The following is a 17923-nucleotide window of genomic DNA, read 5'->3' on the forward strand; positions in this document are numbered from 1 at the left end:
AACGCCGATAGCAAAAATTCAAAATCCCCAAATTATCACTCATAACATAGCTAAGAGTTTTCGAGTTTTTGCTCAAAAACTCATTTTTCACAACACCTAGAGCAGCGCGGCGAACTCTAGGGTTAAATTTATCAGACTTACCTGCTTACTTATTTTGTGCTTCCTGTTGGGCTTTATCGCTATTTTGGCGGTAAAGTGCCGTCCGGTTCTGAGCCGTTGTGTAGCGGGGATGCTTGGAAGGCACGGCGGCCATCAAATCGGAAGCTTGCTGCCACTTAGCAGCTACGACTAACCAATCCTGGCGAGATTGAGCGGTTTTGCCCTGGGTGGCTGCTTGTTCGGCTACTCGCACTGCTTTGGCAAAAGAGTCAACTGCAGAATTAACAGTCTCTTTAGAAATTTTCAAAGCAGGTTTTGCCTCCGAGGAAGGGGCACTGGCAACTGCTTGGGAACTGGCTTGTGTGCTGTTTGGCACTTGGGAATTAAGTCCTTTGTGGATGGCGGCCACTGCTGCAAGCAACAGCACGGTCAAGCTGATGCCGCCGACGATACCGCGCTGAAATTGCCGCGGTTGCTGCATCGATCGAGGTATAGCCATTCTCGGCAAAGCCCGCTTGCCGGAGAAAGCTTGGCGTTCGTGATGGGCGGTGGCTAAACGCTTGAACAAATTCGGCTTTCGGAGTTTAATTTCTTGAGACCACAACAGTTGATTATCCGGATCGCGACTAATTTCTTCCAGCCACAGCAGTTGGTGTTCTCGAACAAGCCGGCTGTTGATGTTAACTCGGCGAATATTGCGGGGCGAAATGCGTTCCAAAATGTCTCGGACTCGATCGACCAAACTAGACTCTTCGAGGAGTTGGGGGGTTGCAGCTTCGCACAGCAGTTGCAGCACCCCGTCTGCAAACACAGCTCGGGCCCTGACCCCTATCTGTGCCAGTTCGTCATTAAGGATTTGAATAATCGATGCAACCGAGCCCTCGCGAGCTTGTCGAGCAATGTCATCTATTGGATTTGCCATAAAACTATCTTGACGCTTAGCAATCTGTTAATTGTTAACCCAAAGTCTCGGATCTAATTTTTACTCATACAGGTTATCACTGACACTGCCAGGTTAAAATAAACAGATGCAAATCTTGCATACCGATCCACTTAAAATTATCACCACAGCATCGAGCGAGGCTAACAGGAAATAAACTATGGGTAAAGTAATTAGCGGTCAAATTTTTGTTGTAGACGACAACATCGATACAGATCAAATTATCCCTGCCGAATACCTGACCCTGGTTCCCTCGAAGCCGGATGAGTACGAGAAACTAGGCAGTTACGCGATGATTGGGTTGCCCGATCGCTACGGTAAGTTTATCGAATCCGGTGAACAGAAAACCCGGTATCCGATTATAATAGCGGGCGAAAATTTTGGCTGCGGTTCTTCGCGGGAGCACGCTCCGATCGCTCTGGGGGCCGCCGGCGTCACAGCAGTGGTGGCTTTGTCTTACGCACGCATTTTCTTTCGCAATTGCTCGGCTACTGGCGAATTGTACCCGATCGAATCAGTCGAGCGGCTCTGCGACTTGTTTGTAACGGGGCAAGAAGTGACGATCGATTTTACAGCAGAGGTAATTGTCAACCACACTCTCGATCGAACTTTCTCGCTCAAACCTTTAGGAGAAGTAGGCCCGGTAATAGATGCCGGAGGGTTGTTTGACTACGCGCGCCAAACGGGGATGATTGCTGCTCGCTCTTAACAGTTAAACCCCCTGCAATGTAGGGTGCACGCCCGGGCGCACCTTACGAGTATCTCCCTGCTCAAACCCATGCAATGTAGGGTGGGTGCCAATTTTATCAAATCGAGTCAATAAAATTTAACAAAATACGTTGGTGAGCAATCCCAAAAGGTCGCACATCTCCTGACTGCTCAGAAAAGCATTTGCCGGCCCGAATCTGATCGGGTGTCAACAACTTCATATCCCAACCTTCAAGCAAAACTAAATCCTTGACATCCGCACTAAGTTGTCCGTGGAAAACGTGGCGAACCACATCTTTTTCGACATCGGAACAGAAAAAAGAAATACTTGGAGGAGCATAGCCAATTTCCTCTGATAATTCCCGCACTAGAGCAACTTCCGGCGTTTCCCCCGGTTCCAAGTGTCCGCCAAACAAAGCCCACTGTCCGGGATACCTGATGTGAGGAATATCGTCTCGCAACTGACAGAGAAACTTGCCGTCTTGGTACAAAATCGCGATCGCAACGTGAAGTTTAGTCATAAAAAAGTTCGGTCACAAGCAATGTATGGGATTTGACGGATTTAACCGCTGGATATTGAGTATAGAAGGAAAAGGAAAGAAGTTATCGAGGAAAAAGAGGAGAATGTGGTGTAGTCGGGGCAGGTTTACCCTAATCTGTAATATAAACAAAAGAGCCGATAAACCCGCCCCGACTGCGATATTATCGTCTATAAAAATTCACCACAAATAAACATACCCACCTCGCTTGGGCGCAAGTACAAAATTTTGATTTTTATGAAATGGACGTACTTAATCCTTGAAACAAATTAGCATATTGGTATTTTTATTTATTTGCCGCTGGAGTGCGCTTTAATTGTTCCATTTCCTCAACATAAACTTCACCTAAATCCTTTCCGGCCAATTCCTTCAGAGTAATACTCTTGTAGCGGACTTCTCCCTTCAGCAAGACTTCATCGCCAAGCTGGGGCAAAACTTGGTTAGTTAAAACCCAAATCGTACCCGTACCGTCTTGAAGTTGATAAGCCGCATTCCCCACAAACGGAGCGCGATTTTCTACCTTCCCCCGAAGATAAACTTCAGCATCCACTTGCCGCTTTTGTTGAACGTCGCCAATGCTAGCCACATTAAAGCCAAGATTAAGTTGAGACATGGGTAAATTGCCGCAACTGAAAAAACCGCTGGCGAGGATTAGCGATAAAGAGCTGGTACAGAATCTTTGAACCCAAACTTGCTTAATTGCAGTAGTCATTGGTCAACTGATTTGAGATTTGAGATACGACTTACTTTAACAGAATCCCAAGAATCGATCGCAAGTAAGAAATTTCTCTAGTGTAGTCCTTGACGGGGATTAAGCTAAAATCTAAAATCGTCAGCCCCTAACCCAGAGTCTACAATGGATGCCAAAACTGCTCAAATACTAGATGGCAAAGCTTTAGCGACAAAGATTCAAACCGAGCTGAGCGATCGAGTCCGCGCCTTACAACCTCAAAAGGGGCGTCCTCCCGGACTTGCGGTGCTGATGGTGGGCGACAACCCAGCTAGCGCAGCCTATGTTCGCAATAAAGAGCGAGCCTGCGCTAAAGTTGGCATAGCTTCCTTCGGCAAGCATTACCCCGCAAATGCTACTCAAGCCGAACTAGAACTTGCAATTCGTGCACTCAACGAGGACGATCGAGTAGATGGCATTTTAGTTCAATTACCGCTACCAGAACACTTAGATGCAATTTCCCTGCTGTATCAAATTGCTCCCCATAAAGATGCTGACGGACTTCACCCTGTAAATTTAGGCCGTCTCGTGCGTGGGGAGGAAGGTTTGCGGAGTTGTACTCCCGCCGGAGTGATGCGGTTATTGCAAGAATACCAGATTGATTTGAAAGGAAAAAACGCCGTTGTTTTGGGCCGCAGTATTTTGGTAGGTAAACCGATGGCGCTGATGCTATTAGAAGCCGATTGTACTGTTACTGTAGCTCATTCGCGATCGCAAAACCTAGAATCGATTACCAATCAAGCCGATATTTTAATAGCCGCAGTCGGCCGCACAGAAATGATTACAGCTAATATGGTCAAACCTGGATCAGTAGTAATTGATGTCGGTATTAACCGCGTTGTCAATTCAGACGGTACGAGTCGTTTGGCCGGAGATGTTGATTTTAATGCTGTTAAAACAGTAGCCGAATTTATCACGCCGGTGCCGGGAGGAATCGGGCCGATGACTGTTGCTATGCTTTTGGAAAATACCGTTTCGAGTTATATGGAATACGGTTCTAATTGAATTGGGGCCAACTTGTAAGCCAGTATTGGCTCAAGTAGGGTTAGTAATCTACCAACACACAAAGATTTTAGCTATGGCTTTAAAACCCGATCCATCAGAGACATTGCGCTTAATTGGCGACAACACCTCGGAATTCATTCAACTTTCTCCTGAAGCTCTAACCAACTTCTCTTTAGGAGCTTGGGCGCTCGATGGCGACGATACAGTAGATGGCTCAGAGGCTAGCGAGTTAATCCTGGGAAATGAAGGAGAAGATGTTCTCAGAGGTTTTGTAGGCAACGATTCAGTATTTGGGGGAAAAGGAAAAGATGGCCTGTATGGACATGAGGGGAATGACTGCCTCAGTGGTGGTCTAGATGCTGATTTGATTTATGGAAGAGCAGGCGATGATATTTTATTTGGGGGTAGAGGCAATGATCTGTTAGACGGTCAAGAGGGGAATAACACTCTGGTTGGCGGCTTGGGCAGAGACTACTTAATTTGTGGCAGGGGCAATAATTTATGCGTTCTGGGAATAGATCCTGCTACGACAGATATCAATTCTAGTGATGCGATAACAAATTTTGATCCTGATGTTGATCGCATTGGATTAGCGAGTGGCTTAACGGTGAATGATATAGTGTTGGAGCGGGTAGACAATGTGACATTCAAATATAGGCTCGATGTGTCGCAAGCGTTACAATTATTGGTTCCTCCAGTTTTTCTCAGCGAAATTAGCGGAGTTGTTTCAGGAACTGTAATCAGAGTCAGGAATTCTAACGCGATTTTAGGTTTTGTAGACAATGTAACGCCTAATGAACTACAAACCAGGATTGTTTCCGTTCAGAGTTTCTAAATTCAGGACAATCAGTGGTGACCTGACAAACTTATCATATTGTTAGCCACAAATTAACTCCTGATATTTACATAACTTACGCAGAAATGCTAGTAGTAGGGTGGGTATTTCGCACCTTACTACTATGGGTAGTGTAAAAATTGACTATGCAGCGTAAGTCTTGTAAAATTATTTACTCTTTGAGTCAGCGTAGGCGGACGAAAGTTGGTGTAGTAGCGATTTCAGTCTCGGATCGAAATCACTAATCACTAAGATTTAGCGTGAGGAATTCAAGATAGCACCAACGCGACTTCGGCGTTGTCAATCCAGACGCTACGAGTCGTTTGGCCCCAGATGTTGATTTTAATGCTGTTAAAACAGTAGCCGAATTTATCACCCCGCTGCCGGGAGGAATCGGGCCGGTGACTGTTGATATGCTTTTGGAAAATACCGTTTCGAGTTATATTGAATACGGTTCTAATTGAATTATGACCAACTTGTGAGCCAGTATTGGCTCAAGTAGGGTTAGTAATCTACCAAAACACAAAGATTTTAACTATGGCTTTAAAACCCGATCCATCAGGGACATTGCGCTTAATTGGCGACAACACCTCGGAATTGATTCAACTTTTTCCTGGAGATTTAGCCAACTTCCCTTTAGGAGCTTGGGCGCTCGATGGGGATGATACAGTAAATGGCTCAGGGGCTAGCGAGTTAATCCTGGGAAATGAAGGGGAAGATATTCTCATAGGTTTTGCAGGCAATGATTCAGTATTTGGGGGAAAAGGAAAAGATGCACTGTATGGACAGGAGGGGAATAACTCCCTCAGTGGTGGTCTAGATGCTGATTTTCTTCTTGGAGAGGCTGGCGATGATATTTTATTTGGGGGTAGAGGCAACGATGCTTTAGACGGCGGAGAGGGGAATAACACTCTGGTTGGTGGCTTGGGCAGAGACTTCTTAAGTTGTGGTTTTGGCAATAATTTATGCGTTCTGGAAATAGATCCTGCCAATACAGATATCAATTCTAGTGATATAATCGAAAGTTTTGATCCTGATATTGATCGCATTGGATTAGCGAGTGACTTAACGGTTAATGATATAGTGTTGGAGCCAGTACAGAATGTGGCATTAACATATACGTTCGATCTGCCGCAAGCTTTACAACCATTACTCCCTCCAGGTCCGGCCGACGCAAGTGGATCTGCTTCAGCAACTCAACCCAGAGGCGGAATTACCGGAGTTTATTCAGGAACTCTAATCAGAGTAAGAAATTCTAACACGATTTTAGGTTTTGTAGACAATGTAACGCCTAATGAACTACAAAGCAGGATTGTTTCCGTTCAGGGTTTCTAAATTCAGGACAATCACTGCGGGACTGACAAACTTACAGCGTATTCCATGAATATAGGGTATCGGCTCAATAAATAGGGGGAGCAATTATTCTAGTTGCTAAGACAAGCCCAAGGGATGAAGAGAAGATTTTTCGCTAATAACAGTAGAGAGGGAATGATTCCAAGTTGAGAAATTCGTATTCACTCAATAATTCGGGGCGGACTGCCCACTCAGGAACTATTTTGCGTCATTTGATGTGCATCGTTGAAGATCGATTTACCCCGGATTATTGAGCGGATACCACTTATCAACCTGAACTCCAATTTTTTATAAAGTCTGCAAGTTATTGGGCGGCTTATGCTGTAACCATTTCGGGTTTGATATCAGGTGATGGTGGCTCAAAATACAACACCAGGATTTGCTCTGGATGCAGCCCGACAGATTCATAAGTGCGTCCGTTGCGATCGCTAAATTCCACCTCAAACGCTGCACCATCAGCCAACAATTCAAGCAGTGTCCCAACTTGTCCGCGCCACAGGTTGTATTCAGGAAGGTCAACTGTCAATGCAACGACATCTAGTAATTTAATTGTATTCTTTGCCACTTTATTACCTCCAGGCACTACAGAGGATAGCAGCTTGTTAATCAGCGCTATCATAGGGCTTACGCCAGTCTCTAATCTGTAGGGTGCGTCGCTGTAAGATTTTTAATGGAACTTGTAGATTGTAGATGGCGACGCACCTTACCCTATTAGAAACCGAATAAGGAATTTGGAAGGATATCACGATTTTTTACGTATTCTCTCAAAAATAGCAGCCTACATTCTCCCATAAAAAGTCAATATTTAGCTGTATCCATCTGCTTTTATTTGCGTGCATCTGGGGTTAAATATTCCAAATCTGCCAGCAGTGACAGATTCAGACAATTTAAGACACTGGATTTGATCGGACGCTTTTCATCCCAAAATACCATCGATGAATAAAAGTTAATTGCTGACGATGAATTTAAAATCTCAAAAGTTTGACGTGCAACTCTCTCGCTATCAAAGCTGAGAAAGTAAACAGTATCATCAAAAATCGCAGGTTTATTAGATATTTCACATATCAACCTAAAATCCAATTTTTTATAAAGTCCGCAAATTGCTATCTTCCAAAATTTGAAGCTATAATCGCCAACCCCAAAAATAGAAAAGCGAGGATTGTGCTGATAAATTTTGCTTTTGCGATTGTCTAGATATTGTCCCCACTCCTGCAGATAGCGCCAAGTTTTAGGAGCTATCTGGCTGATAGGTTCGGTTGACTCGCCAATAAATTTTTGAGTTACTAAAATATAGCGGTTTGTGCGATTAATGCGATTTTGAGCAACATCCGATCCTTTAAGTAGCGGAAATAGATAAGTTTCCTCAAGCTCGACAGCTTCCCCAAATCCATTAACAAACAAATTATCAATTTTACGAAACTCCATCACATTCGAGCAGTCATGTTTGACGCCAGATCGCCATTTCGTTCCTGACTTTACAGCATATAAATTACTCAATTTATTGAAAGAATCTATATCTTTAACCAGGAGATTGTGGTGATATCCGATTCGATGACCGTCAGAACTTTCTAAACTGCTAAATACATCGCAGAAGTAGTTTTGTGAGCTTGAGTCAAACTTGCAGTATAACAAACAGGCATCCACATTTGCACCAAAATACTTTTTAGCATCTATTGTGTAAGTTGCACAGCTAGCGAGATTAAGTTTTTTTGAATGAATGTAACTCAATAACTTTCTGGCAACGGAAGTCTTGCAAAGCATTGCCAGAGTGGCGTCACGATGTTGCAAGCATTGTATCGCATGGATCAGCATCCATTCTGAGATATCGAAGTTACTTTTACCTGTTAGTGCATCTAAGCCAGTGTGCTTTTGAAAATTACTTTTTTTCGGCAAGTTTTCACTGCCAATAGTTCCTTGTTGTGAGTTTGTTACCCAAGGAAAGTTGCCAAGTACCAGCACCCTATGATTAAATTGGTTGATTAATGATGTCCAGTCAAACTCAAAAAAATCTCCGTGCTTAACCTCACATCTTTCATCCTGTAACAATTCATGCTTAGCTCTTAATTCTATTAAATAATTTTGATTGATTTCAACCCCAATAATCTTCCTGGCGGATGGAAACGAATTTGCAGCAGCTTTAATGAAATTACCTATCCCGCAAGTTGGCTCAATGATGACTTTGGGGTTAACATCAAGTTCTATCAATTTCCGACACACCATCTCTGCTAATGCCAGCGGTGTCTGAAAATCCCCATATTCTAGTTTGGTTTTGCGATCATTAGAACTCATCGGTTAGACTTATAAACTGCGCTCACACCTTCCTGTTGTCCAGCACGCTCAATGACTCTTCCATACTGAAGTCGCCACTGCAACGCATTAGAAATGGTCAAAAACCCTTGCAATGGTGGATTTCTCAGTATTTCGTCGGCAATGTTACCTGCTTCCATTTCGTCAACAGGTAGATTTTTGTCAAACATGAAAGCAAGCAAATCATCTTTATTGCCTTCGTTGTCTAAAATATTGCGAATTCCACGGGTCATTTGAAAATCTGCTGTTCTTTCGGCACTCACGTAAATTGTATGCAAAATATTCAGGGTTGCAGTTCGTATCGTACTGTTGTCTGTCTTTTCGTAAACAAAGATAATCAGTGAATACCCCAGCCCAAAAATCTTTTGCCTTGCAGATTTGAAAGCACATGACGACTGCGGTTGCCTAATGCTGGTTACCTTCACGTCAACAAATATTCCTGGGAAATCGATACCGCTTGCTGAATTGCCATCTATAAATTCATACTTTTGCTTGAGATAGAGTCTGAACTTTTGCTCTAAATATGTCCCAACAGCCTTTCCGTCTGTGATGCCGTAAAGCAGAGGTTCTGGGTGTTGAGACTCGGCTGCTGAAAATATGGCCGCCTCAGAACAAAGAATTTCTACGGTCAGAGTCGTCATAGGGAGTTTGCGTGTATCTGCGGTTAAAAAATCCAAATTAGCCAAAAAACAGAGGGCGGGTTTTGCATAAAACTCAACTTTAAAAGTCCAATTTTACGATCTAAACCCGCCCTCGCAAAACTCACTTAATAAGCGTCTTGCAATTCGTAGAAATCAGGGGAAATGTAATCTTTCCGCAGCGGCCAGCCTACCCAATCTTCGTTCATCAAAATCCGTTTCAGATTCGGATGTCCTTCGTAGACGATGCCGTACATATCGTAGGATTCCCGCTCTTGAAAGTCGGCCGCTTTCCAAATCCAGTAGACTGATGGTACTCTCGGATCTTCGCGGGGAATAAATACTTTGACGCGCACTTCTTCAGGCTTGGAAGCATTATCTGTCAGTTTAGCCAAGTGGTAGACGCTGACTAAATCTTCTCCCGGCCCTTGGTCGTAGGCGCACTGGCACTGCATATAATTAAACCCGTAGGCATACAGTGCTGTTGACATCGGAATTAAGAAGTCTCGATCGACCTTTAATATCTCCACGCCCAAATTATCGGCCGCTAAAGCTTCGTGTTCAAAGCCATTTTGAGTCAACCACTGGGAAACCTTCCCGGCTTCAACAATTGAGGTTTCTGTCTCAGCCACGGTTTACCTCCTGTTTTTGTCCTGCAAGCAAAGCCGGCGGTACTGGCATTCCCATTGCTTCGGTCAATTCTTTCGGTGGCGCCATCCGGCCGGGAACTGACAAGTATTTGCCATCTAAAATGTCGTCTACTACTTTCATCTTGTGGGGTCTGGTGTAGTAGCGGTGGGTTGGCAGCAAATTGGCCCGTTCTTGCATGGAATCGTTGGCGATTTTTTTCCGCAGTTTGATAATTGCGTCAATAATCGCTTCTGGGCGGGGGGGACAGCCGGGGATGTACACGTCTACGGGAATCAGTTTGTCAACGCCTCTGACTGCTGTGGTGGAGTCTACGCTGAACATTCCCCCGGTGATGGTGCAAGCACCCATCGCGATCACGTATTTGGGTTCCGGCATTTGTTCGTACAGCCGCACCAAGATGGGGGCGTACTTCATCGTAATTGTGCCGGCGGTGATGATCAGGTCGGCTTGTCGCGGACTCGATCGCGGTACTAAGCCGAATCTGTCGAAGTCAAAGCGCGATCCGATCAAAGCTGCAAATTCGATGAAGCAGCAAGCGGTACCGTAAAGAAGCGGCCACAGGCTCGAAAGTCTCGCCCAATTGTAGAGGTCATCCACTGTTGTCAGGATGACGTTCTCTGATAATTCGGATGTGACTTGCGGGCGCTCTGCGGGGTTGACAATTAGAGGTTTTTGTGATTTGTCAGAACTTAAGACCATTCCAAGGCTCCTTTGCGCCATGCATAGACAAGAGCAATAACGAGGATCGTGATAAAAAACAAGGCTTCGATGAAAGCCAAGAGTCCTAGCTGGTTGAAAGCAACCGCCCAAGGATAGAGGAAGACGGTCTCTACGTCGAAGATGACGAAGACCAGGGCGAACATATAATATCTGATGTTGAACTGAATCCAGGCTCCGCCGATCGGCTCGACGCCGGATTCGTAGGTAGTGCGTCGGTCGTAGGGACGACTTTTGGGCCGCAGTACCTTAGACGCCGTGAGGGCGAGGATAGGGACTAGGCTGGAAATTAACAGGAAGCCTAAGAAATACTCGTAGCCGCTGAGTGCAAACACGGTGAATAATTACTGCCTAGGTGAAAGGGTTCTGTAACTTGTCTTTACATTATATAGATTGTGGGTAGCTAAAATTACGAGTTGGTTGAGATTAATCCTCCATCTTCTGCAATAATTTTTAATGTATATTTTAAGATTAGCTTACCTACTCTTTTGGAGCTATGAGCGATCGAGCTACTGAAACCAAAACCCTCGATCGGCACGAGTGCCGCGCCTGCGGCTACGTCTATGAGCCGAAAAAGGGGAATCCTAAAATTGACATTGCCCCGGGCACGGCTTTTGAAGATTTGCCCCAAACTTGGGTCTGTCCCGTTTGCGGGGCGCGCAAATCGATGTTTCAAAATCTCGGTCAGATGGAAGGGGTATCGGGATTTAAGGCAAATCAGCGCTACGGTGTCGGTGTCAACGGCATGACCGAAGGTCAGAAAAGTTTGCTGATTTTTGGCGGCTTGGTCGTTGGTTTCTTGTTGTTACTTAGTATGTATGGTTTGCAGTAAAACGATTGTGAGATTTTGGCAACGAATTGTAATGTTATTGGCCGCTGCGCTCATCTGTACGAGTTGCAGCACCATCGGTTCTGTGAGTTACAACCCCTGGCAAGTGATTTCCTTGCCAACGGAAGCTAATTTGCAGGATATTGCCTTTACGGGCAATCCTCAGCACGGCTGGGTTGTGGGTTCTGAGGCGACTCTGCTCGAAACCCTTGACGGTGGCACTAGCTGGAAGCCTATAGCACTGGATATCGATGATCCTAGGTCGCGTTTTGCGTCGGTAAGTTTTTCGGGTTCCGAAGGCTGGATTGTCGGCCAGCCTTCAGTTTTGCTCCACACGAACGATGAGGGCAAGTCTTGGACGCGCATTGCTTTGAGCAGTCAGTTGCCCGGTTCTCCGAGTACGATCGCGGCTTTGGGTCCGAATTCCGCCGAGATGACGACCGATGTCGGGGCGATTTACCGGACTTCTGACGGCGGCAAAAATTGGAAAGCTGTCGTGCAGGATTCTTTTGGGGTAGTTCGCAATATCAACCGTTCTGAAGACGGGCAGTATGTTGCGGTTTCCTCGAAGGGCAATTTCTACTCGGTGTGGAAACCCGGACAAGAAGCTTGGGAACCTCACAACCGCAATAGTTCTCGCCGCCTGCAAAATATGGGCTTTACCAAGGACGGGCGTTTGTGGATGCTCGCCCGCGGCGGTCAGATTCAGTTTAGCGACCCGTCCAATCCTGAAGGTTGGGGAAAACCGTTTTTTCCAGATCGCAAGGCGAGTTGGGGTTTGCTGGACATGGCTTACCGGACTGATAATGAAGTTTGGGTAGCCGGCGGCGGCGGCAATTTGCTGTGCAGTTTGGACGGCGGGAAAACTTGGCTAAAAGACCGCGAAGTTGAAGATGTTCCGGCTAATTTTTACAGGATTGTCTTTATGGGCCCCGATCGCGGATTTGTGATCGGTGCGAGCGGTACTCTACTTAAATATCAAGGTTCAGCGCAAGCGGCTTGATAGTAGAATAGTAATAGAGATTGTCTGTCAATTTGTTGTTGAAAGGAGGATTCTAAATGGCTGGTACAACTGGAGAACGTCCGTTTGGGGACATTATTACAAGTATCCGTTATTGGGTAATTCACAGCATCACCATTCCGGCTTTGTTTATTGCTGGATGGCTGTTTGTGCAAACGGGTTTGGCTTACGATGCTTTCGGCACTCCTCGCCCTAACCAGTATTTCACACCGCAGCGGGAAGAAGTGCCGATTATCTCGGATCGCTTTGAAGCTAAGAAACAAGTAGATCAGTTCATTGCCAAGTAATTTAACAAGGATTTGGAAAAATGACGAGCAGAACCCCAAATAATGAGCCAATTTCGTATCCGATTTTTACGGTGCGCTGGTTGGCAGTTCATACTTTAGGTGTCCCAACAATTTTCTTTTTGGGCGCGATCGCAGCAATGCAATTTATTCAACGATAGGAGTTTACAATGCCTGAGCGCGTTCCTAATCCCAACGAGCAGCCTGTTGAGTTAAACCGGACTTCTTTGTATTTGGGTTTGTTGCTGATTTTTGTTTTGGGTATTTTGTTTTCCAGTTATTTCTTTAATTAACTGGTGTCTGAGTTGGCTTTCGATAGTTCCATCGAATTTGTTTAGCTGTAAATTAGTGAGGTGATGGCTATGTTTAGTGAAAGTGGAAGAATTCCTTTGTGGCTGGTAGCTACTGTCGCTGGTCTCGGTGTTCTGAGCATTGTGAGTCTTTTCTTCTACGGTGCTTATGCCGGTTTGGGTTCTTCGATGTAAGGAGAATCAAGCTGATTTTTGGCTTTTAACCCCCCTTGAAAAAGGGGGGTTTTAATTATGCGAATTGTGTGAGTAAATCGGGGATAACTGTTATAGATAGTGTGGATTTTTTGGCCAGTTTATGAGAATTAAATCATCTGGTGAGAGGGGGATTTTTGGTAGTTGGGTGGAGATTTGCTCAAGAAACTCCTCGCCTTGGGGGTTCACCAATAACCCCAAAATCGATCACCACTAGCCGACGATCGCCTTAAGAGTGTGGGCAGATCGTGAAATTAGCCAAAAGTTGCGAGTAGAATGGTGCAAGAGCCGATCGCTCGATCGTAGTGCACAGCGAAATATGACCCCACCGCCGCCGCCCCGCAAACCTCAAACCGTCTTGGGTGCAATTACCCAAGCAGTCCAGACTATTGCCAAGGTTAATTTTAACCAGCTAGCGCTGAAACCAAACGCCAAAGTACCCGAATTGTGGGTACAGGATGCGGGTGCAGCTAAAGCTGAGGTTTATCCGCTGTTGGGCGATCGATATTTGTTAGGTCGATCGTCCAAATCTTCAGATATCGTGGTTCGCAACCCCGTTGTCAGTCACGTGCACTTATCCCTGTCACGCGATACTCGGCGGCGGACTCCTTTTGTCATCAAAGATGAAGACTCCACCAACGGCATTTACAGCGGGAAAAGGCGAATTAAAAGTATGTCCCTGCGTCACGGAGACGTATTCACTTTAGGGCCGCCGGAACTAGCCGCCGCTGTCAGAATTCAGTACGTATATCCGCCGCCTTGGTATTTGGAACTGGTGCGTTATAGCTTTTACGGCGTTAGCGGAATCACTGCTTTGATTGCCGCGTTGGTAGGGATGGAATCCACAAAGTTTCAAGTGCGGCCTCTGCCGAGAAGTATCAATGGCCCCGTGATTGTTTACGCGCGCGACGGGCAAACTCCCCTGCGTCCTCCTCAGAATAACGCTCACTTAGAATTAAAAAAATTGCAGGATTTTTCGCCTTATTTATCCAAGGCGGTACTTGCTTCGGAAGATAGCCGCTACAATTGGCATTTGGGAGTCGATCCGCTGGGGGTTTTGCGGGCGCTTTTGACCAATGTTCGCGGGGGAGGAATTCGCGAAGGTGGCAGCACTGTGACGCAGCAGTTAGCGAGGAGTTTGTTTCGAGATTATGTGGGAACTCAAGATTCGGCAGGACGCAAGTTGCGGGAAGCCGTAGTTGCTTTTAAACTGGAGACTTATTACAGCAAAGATGAGCTGTTGCTGACTTATTTAAATCGGGTGTTTTTAGGAATAGACCTTTACGGTTTTGAGGATGCGTCTCGGTTTTATTTTGGGAAGTCGGCGAAGGATTTAACTTTGTCAGAGGCGGCAACTTTGGCGGGCATTTTGCCTGCGCCAAACAGTTTTAATCCGATTCAAAATTATCAATTGGCGGTGCAGTACCGCGATCGGGTAATCGAACGGATGCGGGCACTGGGGACGGTTTCTCAGGAAGAAGCCGATCGCGCGAGGCGATCGCGAATTGAGATCAATCCTAAAGCCCGCCAATACCTGCAAAGTACGATCGCTCCTTATTTCTACAATTATGTATTTGACGAATTGGAGTTTTTGCTCGGGGAGCAGTTAGCAAGAGAAGGCAATTTTATTGTAGAAACAGGTTTGAACCCCGGCCTGCAAAAGTTGGCGGAAAGTTCCCTCAGAAATGCTGTTGAAAACGCGGGAGCCAGTGCAGGTTTTTCTCAAGGAGCCGTGGTGACTCTCAATAGTACAACCGGGGAAGTCTTAGCTTTAGTTGGGGGCGTAGATTATTTGAAAAGTCAGTTTAATCGGGCTACCCAAGCTTTGAGACAGCCCGGTTCTACATTTAAGATTTTCACCTATGCAGCCGCCCTGGAACAGGGAATCTCACCCGATAAAACTTATTCTTGCGCCCCCCTTTCCTGGGGCGGACAAAGTTACAGCGCCTGCGAAAGAACCAGCGGCAGTGCGGATATGTATCGCGGCTTGGCGTTGTCGGAAAATGCAATTGCTTTGAGAATAGCACAACAAGATGTCGGCTTAGAAAATGTAGTGCAAATGGCTAGACGTTTGGGGATTACTTCTGAACTGCGTTCTAACCCGGGTTTAGTATTAGGAGAAAGTGAAGTTAATGTGTTGCAATTAACGGGGGCTTTCGGTGTTTTGGCCAATCGGGGCTTGGGAAATCGCCCCCATGTAATTAAGCGAATTATTGACAGCAGCGATTGCAAAGATAGAAATAATTTTAACAGTTGCCGGGTGATTTATGACTATCAAAAAGATGGCATTGCCAATCGGCAGTTAGTTTCGGAAGCCGTAGCGGATACGATGACTGATATGCTGCAAGGTGTTGTGCGCGGAGGTACGGGCAGCAGTGCTGCTTTGGGGTTGGGAGAAGCTGGAAAAACAGGCACGACTAATGATAATCGAGATTTGTGGTTTGTCGGTTATATTCCGAGTCAGCAACTGGTGACAGGAGTTTGGTTGGGAAATGATGATAATTCTCCGACTGGGGGAGGTAGTTCAAATGCCGCTCAGTTGTGGGGGGAATATATGCGGCAGGTGGCACGTTGAGTGGATGCGGGGATTGGACGAATTTTGATACGGCATTGAAATATCCAATTTAAATGCCGTACAGCTTGTCAACTCAATCTCCGAATCCTGAACGCAGAACCCATGAAAAACAGATGCTGCGATTGTTTTTCTAAGAGGGCGCGCCAGCTAACCATCCCTGCGAGCAATGACATCAATACGTTATTGATTCCGAGGCTGATTAAGGTTAACTGAGCGAGGATGTTTTCAGGGCTTGGGTTGGTCGTTGCCAAAGCGATCGCACTTCTAGCAATTTTACAATGTCTTGCTACAACGATCGATCTTTTTCATAATCATGTCTGAGTGCCACCGGAATTGATATTAAAGTTCCAAAGTAATTAACTGAGCAATTTCATCCGTTTGAAAACCCAAAGCCATAGGCTTTTGCACTGCCGGAATCACTTGCACGTCATAGAGTTCTGTGACAATTCCTTCAAACCGCAACCAGTGAACGATCGCCCCAGTAGTCAAATCAATCACCATCATACCACAGCGAGCCTCAGCATCCTTTGCTACCAACAACTCATCCAATTCTAAACCGCTAAAAGTATTGTCACCACCCCGAGGTTTCGAGAGTCCAACAATTGCCCAATTTTGCCAAAATGCCAGTCCTCGGACATATCCCGGACAAAAGGTAATTGCCTCAAATTTCCCTGTATCTAAATCCACATAACCGAATTCTCCCCGCCCCGAATTCAGCAACCACAATTTATCTTGATACCAGCGAGGTGAATGCGGCATTGACAATCCTGTGACGATGATATCATTAGATTCAATATCAATAACTATACCGCCGTTTTTTCTGCGATCGCGCCAGCCATCCACCACATCCGACTGACTCGACGCTGTGACATATTTTGCCTCCCCCCCCACCATCGCCAAACCGTTGAGGTGACAGCGGTCTTCATTTATATATTGTGAGATAAATGGGGGTTTCCAGAAAGGTTTGCAACTGTGGCGATCGCTCACAGTAGCGATACAATTAAACAACGTGCTAATAAAAATGATTTGATTATTTTTATCGACAGCGATATCGTGAATGTCGATATCACCTGTAGTATAGCCGATTCTTGGTATATATAATTTATCGTATCCTTGGTATAATTTCCCGGCTTCTAAGACATTATCTAATTGCCAGAGTTGATATTTTGAACTTAAATAAAGGCGTTCCGGCGTGCAGTAAAGTCCCATTGCGCGATCGAATATTCGCCAAAATGCCGAGATTCTGTTGGTTTCTGGCACAGCACCAATTAACATTAACCTGCTGGTTTGATAGGTAGTGCAAGCGAGGCTGATTTGTTGTTGAGTTAACCAAGAGGGAAAATCGCGATCGCCAAAAATCTCGTGTTCGGAGACTGTATTGAAAGTAGCTTGTTCGTTATTCATAGAATCTAGAGGCATATCTTTATGTATCCACAATATAGCGCGATCGTAATTCCCTCGCCTTGCGGGTTTTATCGATCCTACTTGACCAAACTCAACATTCATCTGCGTCCATAGCACGTACATCCGCCACCCTCTGCGGTTAAAATTCCCAAGTAATTTTGTCCTCATGCCAAAGATCCGACTTTTCCGACTTTACAGAGGCAGGGGCCCGAAGCAATGATAGAGATAGGGAAAGTCAACCCACTATGTCTAGATTGTAAAGATATCGTAAACCTGGATGTTGTCTTGCGAAATGTTAAATAAAAATATGCTAAAAAAGATATGTCTTTAGTATGATACATTTAGGTAGCATCTAAGTTCTACCAACCCATTCCCACGCGAGGCCAGCGAAAGCCCACTTCATATCAGGACTACCCCGATCAGCCTGTACTTTACGGGCTGCACTACTACGACAAAATCCCCGGTTTCACGCAGCTATGACTAGCCCCGTCGGGGGTTTAGTGGAGAGAATGCTGGAAGCCATGAGCAAAGACAATGAGTTTTCCACGTTTATTTCTCTGAAACAAAAAGGGGCACTGATTCTCAGTATTTTTTCTGCCTATTACCACCCGCAAGCTGACCAATAAATCATCTTCGACACCAATCGTCTTTGGTGTAGCAAATTGCCCTTAACTCGGGAAGTATTTCCTGAAGCAAAAGTCATCTGCTGTGTCAGAAATATCGCCTGGATTATGGACAGCATCGAGCTACTGATTCGGCGTAACGCTTTTGATATTTCCCAGTTA

The 17923-nt window shown here is 45.5% G+C and carries 22 protein-coding genes and 1 pseudogene; 13 read left to right on the forward strand and 10 right to left on the reverse strand.

What is annotated here, in order from left to right; all coding sequences use genetic code 11:
• Window positions 1-145 precede the first annotated feature (145 nt).
• Window positions 146-1021: a hypothetical protein gene (locus QUA57_RS11930; RefSeq protein ID WP_333061109.1), complete on the reverse strand. Its 876-nt coding sequence runs from the start codon at window positions 1019-1021 to the stop codon at window positions 146-148.
• Window positions 1022-1199: 178 nt separating this feature from the next.
• On the opposite strand from QUA57_RS11930, the gene QUA57_RS11935 reads away from it, so the two are divergent.
• A complete protein-coding gene (locus QUA57_RS11935; RefSeq protein WP_333042404.1) occupies window positions 1200-1748 on the forward strand; it encodes a LeuD/DmdB family oxidoreductase small subunit in 549 nt (182 codons plus the stop codon).
• A 97-nt stretch (window positions 1749-1845) separates the two neighbouring features.
• Here the strand turns inward: QUA57_RS11935 and QUA57_RS11940 are convergent, their stop codons facing one another.
• Window positions 1846-2268, reverse strand: coding sequence for an NUDIX hydrolase (locus tag QUA57_RS11940; protein ID WP_333042406.1), 423 nt, complete (start codon window positions 2266-2268; stop codon window positions 1846-1848).
• A 304-nt stretch (window positions 2269-2572) separates the two neighbouring features.
• Window positions 2573-2998 carry a DNA-binding protein gene (locus QUA57_RS11945; RefSeq protein ID WP_333061110.1) on the reverse strand — a complete coding sequence of 142 codons (426 nt, stop codon included), beginning with the start codon at window positions 2996-2998 and terminating at the stop codon, window positions 2573-2575.
• A gap of 144 nt (window positions 2999-3142) precedes the next feature.
• Here QUA57_RS11945 and folD point away from each other — a divergent pair, with 144 nt between their 5' ends.
• The 4 genes and pseudogenes from folD (at window position 3143) to QUA57_RS11965 (ending at window position 6191) form a co-directional block, all read left to right on the forward strand.
• Entirely contained in the window at window positions 3143-4021 is an 879-nt protein-coding gene (gene folD, locus QUA57_RS11950) for a bifunctional methylenetetrahydrofolate dehydrogenase/methenyltetrahydrofolate cyclohydrolase FolD (protein WP_333061111.1), read from the forward strand.
• A 73-nt stretch (window positions 4022-4094) separates the two neighbouring features.
• Complete coding sequence (locus QUA57_RS11955) at window positions 4095-4856, forward strand: calcium-binding protein (RefSeq protein ID WP_333061112.1); 762 nt, start codon at window positions 4095-4097, stop codon at window positions 4854-4856.
• Window positions 4857-5152: 296 nt separating this feature from the next.
• Window positions 5153-5320: pseudogene (locus tag QUA57_RS11960) on the forward strand (bifunctional 5,10-methylene-tetrahydrofolate dehydrogenase/5,10-methylene-tetrahydrofolate cyclohydrolase); the annotation flags it as partial.
• 73 nt (window positions 5321-5393) lie between these two features.
• The gene (locus QUA57_RS11965; RefSeq protein WP_333042729.1) at window positions 5394-6191 is read left to right on the forward strand and encodes a calcium-binding protein; all 798 of its coding nucleotides are present in this window, start codon (window positions 5394-5396) and stop codon (window positions 6189-6191) included.
• A gap of 334 nt (window positions 6192-6525) precedes the next feature.
• Here the strand turns inward: QUA57_RS11965 and QUA57_RS11970 are convergent, their stop codons facing one another.
• From QUA57_RS11970 to ndhC, 6 genes are all read right to left on the reverse strand, one after another.
• A complete protein-coding gene (locus tag QUA57_RS11970; protein WP_333061114.1) occupies window positions 6526-6774 on the reverse strand; it encodes a DUF4926 domain-containing protein in 249 nt (82 codons plus the stop codon).
• 260 nt (window positions 6775-7034) lie between these two features.
• Window positions 7035-8498: a class I SAM-dependent methyltransferase gene (locus tag QUA57_RS11975; protein ID WP_333061115.1), complete on the reverse strand. Its 1464-nt coding sequence runs from the start codon at window positions 8496-8498 to the stop codon at window positions 7035-7037.
• Window positions 8495-9202, reverse strand: a complete 708-nt coding sequence (locus tag QUA57_RS11980) for a restriction endonuclease (protein WP_333061117.1) — start codon at window positions 9200-9202, stop codon at window positions 8495-8497. Before QUA57_RS11980 ends, QUA57_RS11975 begins: the two co-directional genes overlap by 4 nt.
• Before the next feature lie 80 nt (window positions 9203-9282).
• Complete coding sequence (locus tag QUA57_RS11985; protein ID WP_333061119.1) at window positions 9283-9786, reverse strand: NAD(P)H-quinone oxidoreductase subunit J; 504 nt, start codon at window positions 9784-9786, stop codon at window positions 9283-9285.
• On the reverse strand, window positions 9779-10504 hold the full coding sequence (ndhK, locus tag QUA57_RS11990) for a photosynthetic/respiratory NAD(P)H-quinone oxidoreductase subunit K (protein WP_333042724.1): 726 nt from the start codon (window positions 10502-10504) through the stop codon (window positions 9779-9781). The genes QUA57_RS11985 and ndhK overlap by 8 nt, the downstream gene beginning before the upstream one ends.
• A complete protein-coding gene (ndhC, locus tag QUA57_RS11995) occupies window positions 10495-10857 on the reverse strand; it encodes a photosynthetic/respiratory NAD(P)H-quinone oxidoreductase subunit C (RefSeq protein ID WP_006635500.1) in 363 nt (120 codons plus the stop codon). The genes ndhK and ndhC overlap by 10 nt, the downstream gene beginning before the upstream one ends.
• 161 nt (window positions 10858-11018) lie before the next feature.
• Between ndhC and QUA57_RS12000 the strand changes: the two genes are divergently transcribed.
• From QUA57_RS12000 to QUA57_RS12030, 7 genes are all read left to right on the forward strand, one after another.
• Window positions 11019-11354 (forward strand): rubredoxin, encoded by a 336-nt coding sequence (locus QUA57_RS12000; protein WP_015176848.1) that lies wholly within the window; start codon window positions 11019-11021, stop codon window positions 11352-11354.
• Window positions 11341-12354: a photosynthesis system II assembly factor Ycf48 gene (locus tag QUA57_RS12005; RefSeq protein ID WP_333042721.1), complete on the forward strand. Its 1014-nt coding sequence runs from the start codon at window positions 11341-11343 to the stop codon at window positions 12352-12354. Before QUA57_RS12000 ends, QUA57_RS12005 begins: the two co-directional genes overlap by 14 nt.
• Window positions 12355-12410: 56 nt before the next feature.
• The gene (psbE, locus tag QUA57_RS12010) at window positions 12411-12659 is read left to right on the forward strand and encodes a cytochrome b559 subunit alpha (protein ID WP_006635503.1); all 249 of its coding nucleotides are present in this window, start codon (window positions 12411-12413) and stop codon (window positions 12657-12659) included.
• Window positions 12660-12679: 20 nt separating this feature from the next.
• Entirely contained in the window at window positions 12680-12817 is a 138-nt protein-coding gene (psbF, locus tag QUA57_RS12015) for a cytochrome b559 subunit beta (RefSeq protein WP_006635504.1), read from the forward strand.
• Window positions 12818-12826: 9 nt separating this feature from the next.
• Window positions 12827-12949, forward strand: coding sequence for a photosystem II reaction center protein L (locus QUA57_RS12020; protein ID WP_015176850.1), 123 nt, complete (start codon window positions 12827-12829; stop codon window positions 12947-12949).
• Between the two features lie 69 nt (window positions 12950-13018).
• A complete protein-coding gene (locus QUA57_RS12025; protein ID WP_006635506.1) occupies window positions 13019-13141 on the forward strand; it encodes a photosystem II reaction center protein J in 123 nt (40 codons plus the stop codon).
• A 337-nt stretch (window positions 13142-13478) separates the two neighbouring features.
• Entirely contained in the window at window positions 13479-15734 is a 2256-nt protein-coding gene (locus tag QUA57_RS12030; protein WP_333061154.1) for a transglycosylase domain-containing protein, read from the forward strand.
• A 339-nt stretch (window positions 15735-16073) separates the two neighbouring features.
• Here the strand turns inward: QUA57_RS12030 and QUA57_RS12035 are convergent, their stop codons facing one another.
• Window positions 16074-17138 (reverse strand): TIGR03032 family protein, encoded by a 1065-nt coding sequence (locus tag QUA57_RS12035; protein WP_333251123.1) that lies wholly within the window; start codon window positions 17136-17138, stop codon window positions 16074-16076.
• 476 nt (window positions 17139-17614) lie between these two features.
• Here QUA57_RS12035 and QUA57_RS12040 point away from each other — a divergent pair, with 476 nt between their 5' ends.
• Window positions 17615-17764: a hypothetical protein gene (locus QUA57_RS12040; protein ID WP_333061121.1), complete on the forward strand. Its 150-nt coding sequence runs from the start codon at window positions 17615-17617 to the stop codon at window positions 17762-17764.
• The last annotated feature ends 159 nt before the right edge of the window (window positions 17765-17923 follow it).

Source organism: Microcoleus sp. Pol7_B2 (assembly GCF_036701035.1).
GTDB lineage: Bacteria > Cyanobacteriota > Cyanobacteriia > Cyanobacteriales > Microcoleaceae > Microcoleus.

Bases quoted from the DNA above. Each gene is read 5' to 3' on its own strand.
- QUA57_RS12040 (WP_333061121.1), top strand. From the start codon at position 17,615: ATGACTAGCCCCGTCGGGGGTTTAGTGGAGAGAATGCTGGAAGCCATG.
- QUA57_RS11965 (WP_333042729.1), top strand. From the start codon at position 5,394: ATGGCTTTAAAACCCGATCCATCAGGGACATTGCGCTTAATTGGCGAC.
- QUA57_RS12030 (WP_333061154.1), top strand. From the start codon at position 13,479: ATGACCCCACCGCCGCCGCCCCGCAAACCTCAAACCGTCTTGGGTGCA.
- QUA57_RS11930 (WP_333061109.1), bottom strand. From the start codon at position 1,021: ATGGCAAATCCAATAGATGACATTGCTCGACAAGCTCGCGAGGGCTCG.
- QUA57_RS12025 (WP_006635506.1), top strand. From the start codon at position 13,019: ATGTTTAGTGAAAGTGGAAGAATTCCTTTGTGGCTGGTAGCTACTGTC.
- QUA57_RS11975 (WP_333061115.1), bottom strand. From the start codon at position 8,498: ATGAGTTCTAATGATCGCAAAACCAAACTAGAATATGGGGATTTTCAG.
- folD (WP_333061111.1), top strand. From the start codon at position 3,143: ATGGATGCCAAAACTGCTCAAATACTAGATGGCAAAGCTTTAGCGACA.
- psbE (WP_006635503.1), top strand. From the start codon at position 12,411: ATGGCTGGTACAACTGGAGAACGTCCGTTTGGGGACATTATTACAAGT.
- QUA57_RS11935 (WP_333042404.1), top strand. From the start codon at position 1,200: ATGGGTAAAGTAATTAGCGGTCAAATTTTTGTTGTAGACGACAACATC.
- QUA57_RS11945 (WP_333061110.1), bottom strand. From the start codon at position 2,998: ATGACTACTGCAATTAAGCAAGTTTGGGTTCAAAGATTCTGTACCAGC.
- ndhK (WP_333042724.1), bottom strand. From the start codon at position 10,504: ATGGTCTTAAGTTCTGACAAATCACAAAAACCTCTAATTGTCAACCCC.
- QUA57_RS12000 (WP_015176848.1), top strand. From the start codon at position 11,019: ATGAGCGATCGAGCTACTGAAACCAAAACCCTCGATCGGCACGAGTGC.
- QUA57_RS12035 (WP_333251123.1), bottom strand. From the start codon at position 17,138: ATGAATAACGAACAAGCTACTTTCAATACAGTCTCCGAACACGAGATT.
- QUA57_RS12005 (WP_333042721.1), top strand. From the start codon at position 11,341: ATGGTTTGCAGTAAAACGATTGTGAGATTTTGGCAACGAATTGTAATG.
- QUA57_RS11955 (WP_333061112.1), top strand. From the start codon at position 4,095: ATGGCTTTAAAACCCGATCCATCAGAGACATTGCGCTTAATTGGCGAC.
- psbF (WP_006635504.1), top strand. From the start codon at position 12,680: ATGACGAGCAGAACCCCAAATAATGAGCCAATTTCGTATCCGATTTTT.
- QUA57_RS11940 (WP_333042406.1), bottom strand. From the start codon at position 2,268: ATGACTAAACTTCACGTTGCGATCGCGATTTTGTACCAAGACGGCAAG.
- QUA57_RS12020 (WP_015176850.1), top strand. From the start codon at position 12,827: ATGCCTGAGCGCGTTCCTAATCCCAACGAGCAGCCTGTTGAGTTAAAC.